Source organism: candidate division WOR-3 bacterium (assembly GCA_016867815.1).
Classification (GTDB): Bacteria; Hydrothermota; Tepidihabitantia; order Tepidihabitantales; family Tepidihabitantaceae; genus UBA2258.
In genome coordinates this window covers 1-6,688 of the sequence record VGIR01000123.1, presented here as the reverse complement: position 1 = coordinate 6,688, position 6,688 = coordinate 1, and the positions used below count along the sequence as shown (strand labels likewise).

Genomic DNA, 6,688 nt, shown 5'->3' with positions numbered 1-6,688 from the left:
CGTAAGTTTCCTTTCTGCCGGCATCGCCGGCACTCGACTTAATCAACAACATCGGAGCTTACGCCTTCTTCTATTCCGGTCAAAACCAGCCTCGAATCTACAGGAATTCTAGGACATGACCGCCACCCGAAAGCAAGCTGCCCGCGAGAACGCGGGCAGCGATGCTACGACGGGTTCTGGTAAAGGCTACTTGGTCAGGACGACCTTCCGCACGGCTGGCTTGTGGCTTGAGGCTGGAAGCTCCTCGCGGACAAAGTACACCCCCGGTGCCAGATGGCTGATGTCATTCTCTCCCGGCTTCAGGTTCAGGACCTTTCGTCCCGTGGCGTCCATCAACACGCTTGACGCCCTGCGCTCAACGCCCGAAGCCAGAGGCAGATGCAGGTTGCCGCGCAGAACCGTCGGGCCGGGACTCGTCGTTCGCACTTCGACGCTCGGCGTTTCCTCGACTCCGGCTCCATAGTACTGAAATATCTGCAACCCAATCGGACCAAACGCAACGTAGATGGTGTCGCCTCTCAGGGTCACATCGTTACAGTACTGAGGGTAGATGTGGTAGTGCCCAACCTCGTACGGATGTGCCGGATCAGCGACCGAAACGACCAGCAATCCCGACTTCTCGGTCACTACGTAGGCAAAGCCTCCGCTCTCGGCAACTCCCAGGGCCAGAGTTCTGAGCAGACCAACCCAAATCATGCGCCCGGGGTCGGAGACCCGGAAAATCTCGAGCCCATAGGACCCAACGGCCGTATACGCGTAGTAGCCATTCACGGCCACCCCCAACGCACCCGCGTCTTCAAGGCTGCCGATCTTGACCGGGTTGGCGGGATCGGCAACCGAGATTATGGACAGGTCGTTGGATACCGCATATGCAAGACTCCCGCTCACGGCCACATCGCTCACCCAGCCGAGCGACCCGCAGCGCCCCACCTCGACCGGGTTGTCCGGCAGAGCGATCGACACGACCCGCAAGCCTCCTGTTCCGTCGGCCACGTATAGCAGATCGCCAACCACCGTAACACGTTGTGCCTCACCGGGGGGCAGTGCTAGACTCCCGACCTCGACGGGGTTAGCCGGGTCGGCAATTGAGATGACCCGCAGCCCGTTGTAGGCGTCCGCCACGTAGGCGTAGTCTCCGCTGACGGCAACATCTCGAGCCTCGCCCGGCGTGTCGTAGTATCCTACCTCAACCGGATTTGCCGGATCAGCAATCGAGATCACCCGCAGCCCGGTGTGCTTGTCTGCCACGTAGGCGTAGTCTCCGCTGACGCAGACACCGCTGGCATCCCCCGGCGTGTCGCAGCCGCCGACGAGCCGGACATTGAGCGAGTCAGCCCCTATGGCCACGGCCGTGAGCGATAGAATCAGGCATAGTATCCCGGCTGGTGTTCTCATTGTACCCCCTATTCCACGACGAGGAATCGGCGAACCGGCTGCGTCCCGCTCTGCGACTCCCCCTCGCGCAGGAAGTACAGGCCGGCACGCGGCCGCAGAACCAGACGTCCCATGGCATCGAACGCCCGGACGCCCGGAGGCAGGCGGCGGCCGATGGTCGCGACCGGGCGGCCTGCTGCAGGCGGATGGACACCCTCCGCCACTCCATAGCCATAGACCTGGCAGATCAGCAGCCCCTCTCTACCGTAGGCGAGGTAGATGTAGTCGCCTGCCGCCGTCACGCCGTTGGCCCAGCTTGACTTGTCATAGTACCCGACTTCCACCGGGTTTGCCGGGTCGGCTACTGAGATGACACGCAGTCCGTCCTCATCCGCGGCCACCCAGGCAAGGTTGCCGCTGACCGCAGTTCCCCAGGCCCATCTGTAGTCGCCGTACCTGCCGACCTTAGTCAGAGTCGTCGAATCAGAGATTGAGAGGACGTACAATCCGCGCCCGTGGGTCGTAGCGTAGGCATAGTCCCCGCTTACAGCCACGCTGAGCGCAGCCGTGGGGAGGAAGTTGCAGCTGCCGACCCGAACCGGGTTCCTCGGATCGGCGACCGAGACGACCTGCACGCCGTCGATACCGTCGGCGATATGGACGTAGGACCCGACGACTGCCACCGAGCTGACCGGGAAACCCGTGGTGTAACGCGCGACCTCCGTCGGATGCGCGCGGTCGACGACCGAGATGACGCGCAGCCCCGAGTCGTAGTCGGCAACGTAGGCATAATCCCCGTTCGCGGCCACGCCGCCTGCCCAGCCGGGGGTGTTGCAGCGCCCGACGACCGCCGGATGCGCCGGGTCGGCAATCCCCACGACGATCAGGCCCGAGTCGGCGGCCGCAAGGTAGGCGTAGCTCCCGCTCACCGCCACGCCGTAGGAACGGCTCTGCGTACCCGCGCGGCCGACCTCGCAGGGATTTGCCGGGTCGGAGACCGAGACCACTACAAGCCCCGAATCCAGGTCCGCAACATAGGCGTAGCCGCCGTTCACCGCCACCCCGTACGCTTCGCTCGGAGTCGCGCAGCGCCCGACGCACCTGACATTCAGTGTGTCGAGGGCGGGCAAGGAACCTGCCAGCAGCACCAGACCGATAGCGACCAGCGTGGTTCTCATCGTCGTGCCCTACCTTGTGATGAGCACCTTGGTGACGGTTGACGCACCACGCTTGACGCTCGCCGCCTGACGCAGGAAGTACACGCCGGACTTCGGGTTCATCACCCGCCTGCCCAGCGCGTCGTAGACAGCGCAAGACGCCAGACGCAGTGCGCCCGACGCCCCGGACAGAACCGTCGGCCCGCCGTTCGGCGGTCGCACTTCGACGCCGGGCGTCTCCTCTACCGCTGCGCTGTAGGTCTGATATATCCCCAGCCCGTACTCATCTGCCAGGTAGATGTAATATCCGTCCGCGGCAACTGCCCAGGCGTTTCCCGGAGTCTCGTAGAATCCTATCTCGACCGGGTTCGCAGGATCCGTAACCGATATGACGCGCAGCCCTGCCGCGTAGTCTCCCAGATAGGCTGTATCCCCGCGCACGGCGACGCCGTAGGCGCTTCCTGGTGAGTCGTAGAAGCCGACTTCCACCGGATTGGCAGGGTCGGCAATAGAGATGATGCGCAGGCCGGCATTCCGCGCCGCGACGTAGACGTACTGCCCCTGCAGGGCCAGCGCATTCCTGTACAGTCCGGGCACGTAACAACTGCCGATCTCGACCGGATCGGCAGGGTCGGCGACCGAAATGACCTTCAGTCCATACCCGGCAAGCAGAACGTACGCCTTGTCGCCGCTCACGGCCACACACCGACCACCTGAGCTATACCAGCGACCGACTCGGCTCGGGTGGGTCGGGTCGGCGATCGAGACGACGGACATGCCTGAATCCTGCTCGGCGACATAGGCATAGCTGTCGCGCAGGGCCACGTCGCCCATGAGTGACCCCGCATCGAGCCTCCCAACCTCGACCGGATTTGCCGGATCTGCGACAGAGACCACGACAAGACCGTCAGTGACGTTTGCTACGTAGGCATAGCCTGCGCTCTCCGCCACGCCGACGGAACCCCCAGATGTACTGCCCTGGCCGACATAGACGGGATGCGCAGGATCGGCAATTGACACGATCACAAATCCCGATATCCAGTCGGCGACATACGCATGGTCTCCGCTCACGACTATGTCGCGGCCCAGCAATGGTGGATAGCAGCGGCCGACAAGCCTGACGTTCAGTGAATCAGCTCTCGCCGCTCCGAACAGAACCAGGCTAAGGCAGAAAGAGAAGAGGGCTTTCCTCATGTCGTCCTCCATTTCTCCGAACGTCCCACATCGGGGCCTTCAGGGACGTGCCGCGGCACGCCTCGTGCGTTCCGTATCACGTACTCGTGCGCCGCCCCGCGCGAGGCCCGTGACAAGAGACTCGACCGGAGCCTCATGGCTAGGATGATAGGCGGAAGAAGATGGCTGTCAAGGCCTGAGCGCCACCGGGCGGGCGTGCAGACCGCCCGCCCGGAAACACCTCCCCGGACGTCTGGACACTTCCCTAGTAGCAGATCTTGATGTAGGGAGACGAGTCTCCGACGCCCGCGACGCTGGTCCAGTAGTCGTAACTGGAGCCTGGATACTCCCATCCAGTGATAAGGTAGCCGCCGCCTGCATTGGCAAACCTGGCAACCAGCTGGTTGCCGAAGGGAAGCAGGGCGACGCTGTGCAGCCCGTTCTGTTGATAGGTGATTGAATTCGTTATCATGGAGTCGTTGTCGCTGTTCTGGATAGCCCAGAACAACTCCTCCGCATCTCCCGGCCAGTCTTCTACTGTGTAGAGCCACTTGACGTATACGTTAGGGTAGTCCAAGTGGCCCTTCTGGTAATAGAAGAGCGTGCACGTCGGGACACTCTGGTCGAGGTTGATATAGGGAACCTCGAAGTGGCAGAAACCGTCGGTTCGTGGCCATGCGCGGCCGGAAACCTCCTTGTAACCCCACTTGATATCGCCGTAGGTCCTTACAACCTCTCCCATTGTGATTGTGTCTTCGTACCATTTGACACAACCAGTCAGAGTCGTGTCGTCGGAAGGAACCTCGGCGTATCTTGTCCCCGACGCCACGCGCACTCGCATGGAACCGGCCTGTTCCATGCAGCCGACCAGCACGATTGCCGCCAGCATCCCTAGTGCCAGCAGCGTTGTCTTGACTGACATCTGTCCTCCTTCAATCTGACAGACTCCGCATACCGCCCACCATACGGTACGCGCCTTCCCTATTGGCGATCTCGCGATTGGTGGCGCCTCCTGGCCTCCAAGTCAACCTCTCGCTGACCGGAAAGCCAGCGGCCAATAACACCCCCCCCCTCTGGTTTGTCAAGAGAAACCAAGCCGGCAATCAGGACCTTCACGTCCAGACGGTCGGCAACTGAAGCGCTATCTGCGGCAGAGGGAAGAGAGGGGACCCAATGCTCATTGGTTACCGAAGCGCGTCAAGATGCGGACAGCGCCCTGCTTCGGGAAGCTGCCACGAGGCATTACAGTTTGGCGCTGGCGTGGGCCTATAGCCTCAAGCCGCAAGCATCAAGCTAGCCCAAGCGCAAGCACAAGCTCAAGCCGACCGACGGCTCACGGCGGACGGCGGTCAGCCAACCATGTGATCCTGATTAAGCCGCGCTCCCGACGCTTGCCGGATTGTGATTGAACCGGGCGGTGTTCGGCGCGGGAAACGGAAATCCCGAATCGGGGCTGAGCTGACCTGAATCTGGTCTGACCTCGTGCGCGTAAGCCTAAGAAAAAGAACAGCTTAGCTTCGACAGGTCATTGCCCATAGTGCAGTCCCGGGCAGCACTGGGGGTACCGTCCCCCGGGCAGCCCCCGAATGCGATGACCGAACAGCCTCAGGGTACTGATGAGGGGCGGTTCCGCGTTCCAGAGACGCAGTTGCTCCTGAAGTGAAGGACCGCATCAGCCGGGGTGGAGAATCGGGAGCGGTTCTCCCCGCTCCATGGGGAGCTACCGAGAGAATGAGAGAGAGGGCCATTCCGTGCGTGAAGCAATCAGGGACAAGCACCCCATTTCGGGAAGCTTCCACGAGGCATTTCAGATTGCAGATTGGATGGAAGCCATGGCTGCGCCGCGAGGTCGAGGTCAAGGTTGAGGCTGAGACCAGGCACGAACTGGACGAGGACTTCTCCCCTCTGCCCGACGACGACGGCGGTTACCGAGATGGAAGTTCACCACCAGGACACCAAGACCCGGTCGAAGGTCGCTCCTATCTCGGGTCCGATGACGACCGTCCGTCACCTTGACTTCCCTGACCGACAATCTAGAATTGCCGCCATGAAGGCGCGTGAAGCCAACTCGTCATTGGCGGCGGCATGCCACAAGGGAAGTGTCCGGGTCTACCCCTGAGACGATGAAGAGTGCCCGTTTCTCTATGAGGAGGAGTATGTGAACATGAATAGAACCCCGAACGCAGAGCAACTGAGCGAACTCCTGGCACAGCAGGACGATGCCGGGGCGCACCACGTGCTGTGGATAGACGTGAATGGCGAAGTGCACTTGTCGGCTCTTCCCAAGACGCAGACTCCTCTCGGTTTTGAGGAGACGCAGTCCGACATGCGGCTTCGGTGTGAGTCCTTCGGCCCCGGCAATGCCTACACCGGGCGCGCGGCCGCCGCAGACAAGGACTACGTCACGAGTCTGTTCAAGAGGCTGGTCACTTGTTGAAGCAGAAACGGGGACACGATACTCAATTGCCTCCGAAGTGCGTCAAGGGAGCGTGACTCCGTTGCGGCCGCCAGCCATAGGCCTCAAGTTTCAGGCTAGCTCAAGCGCAAACCCAAGCCTCAGATCGACCCCCAGGCCGCCGGCCACTCGATGCCTCTACCCCTCGGCCTCCTCGTCTCTCCCCGGCTGACCCTTCTGCCCTATTGACACTGACTCGCCCCGTGCCGAGTGACCGTGGACACGCAGAACTTGACACCGATGCGACGCAAGTCTACAATGAGGGCATCAAGAGCTGTGCCTGCTTGCACACACCTTAAAGGAGGCGTCATGAAGCTCAAGGTCTGTCTGGTTCTCGCACTGGCCGTGCTCCTGGTATCGGGGGCAGGCCTTTCCGGGACCGCGAAGCTGCATCCGGGGAAAAGAGGGACACTGAGCTTGTCTAAAAACCAGCTGATTCGTGCCTTTTGACGCATCCTTCGGTGTCTGACAACGTCTAATAGTTAGTGCGGTTTCCCCTGACAATCTGGTCTTCGGATGAAAGGAGTCA

Annotated in this window: 5 protein-coding genes; 1 reads left to right on the top strand and 4 read right to left on the bottom strand. The window is 61.7% G+C overall.

Features of this window, described 5'->3' with window-relative positions; genetic code table 11:
* Positions 1 to 186 precede the first annotated feature (186 nt).
* The 4 genes from FJY68_12895 to FJY68_12880 all read right to left on the bottom strand — a co-directional run bounded on the left by FJY68_12895 (position 187) and on the right by FJY68_12880 (position 4,626).
* Positions 187 to 1,395, bottom strand: coding sequence for a hypothetical protein (locus FJY68_12895; protein ID MBM3332721.1), 1,209 nt, complete (start codon positions 1,393 to 1,395; stop codon positions 187 to 189).
* A gap of 8 nt (positions 1,396 to 1,403) precedes the next feature.
* The gene (locus tag FJY68_12890; GenBank protein ID MBM3332720.1) at positions 1,404 to 2,552 is read right to left on the bottom strand and encodes a hypothetical protein; all 1,149 of its coding nucleotides are present in this window, start codon (positions 2,550 to 2,552) and stop codon (positions 1,404 to 1,406) included.
* Positions 2,553 to 2,561: 9 nt separating this feature from the next.
* Entirely contained in the window at positions 2,562 to 3,737 is a 1,176-nt protein-coding gene (locus FJY68_12885; GenBank protein ID MBM3332719.1) for a hypothetical protein, read from the bottom strand.
* Positions 3,738 to 3,969: 232 nt separating this feature from the next.
* A complete protein-coding gene (locus tag FJY68_12880) occupies positions 3,970 to 4,626 on the bottom strand; it encodes a hypothetical protein (GenBank protein MBM3332718.1) in 657 nt (218 codons plus the stop codon).
* Between the two features lie 1,242 nt (positions 4,627 to 5,868).
* Between FJY68_12880 and FJY68_12875 the strand changes: the two genes are divergently transcribed.
* Positions 5,869 to 6,141 carry a hypothetical protein gene (locus tag FJY68_12875; GenBank protein ID MBM3332717.1) on the top strand — a complete coding sequence of 91 codons (273 nt, stop codon included), beginning with the start codon at positions 5,869 to 5,871 and terminating at the stop codon, positions 6,139 to 6,141.
* The last annotated feature ends 547 nt before the right edge of the window (positions 6,142 to 6,688 follow it).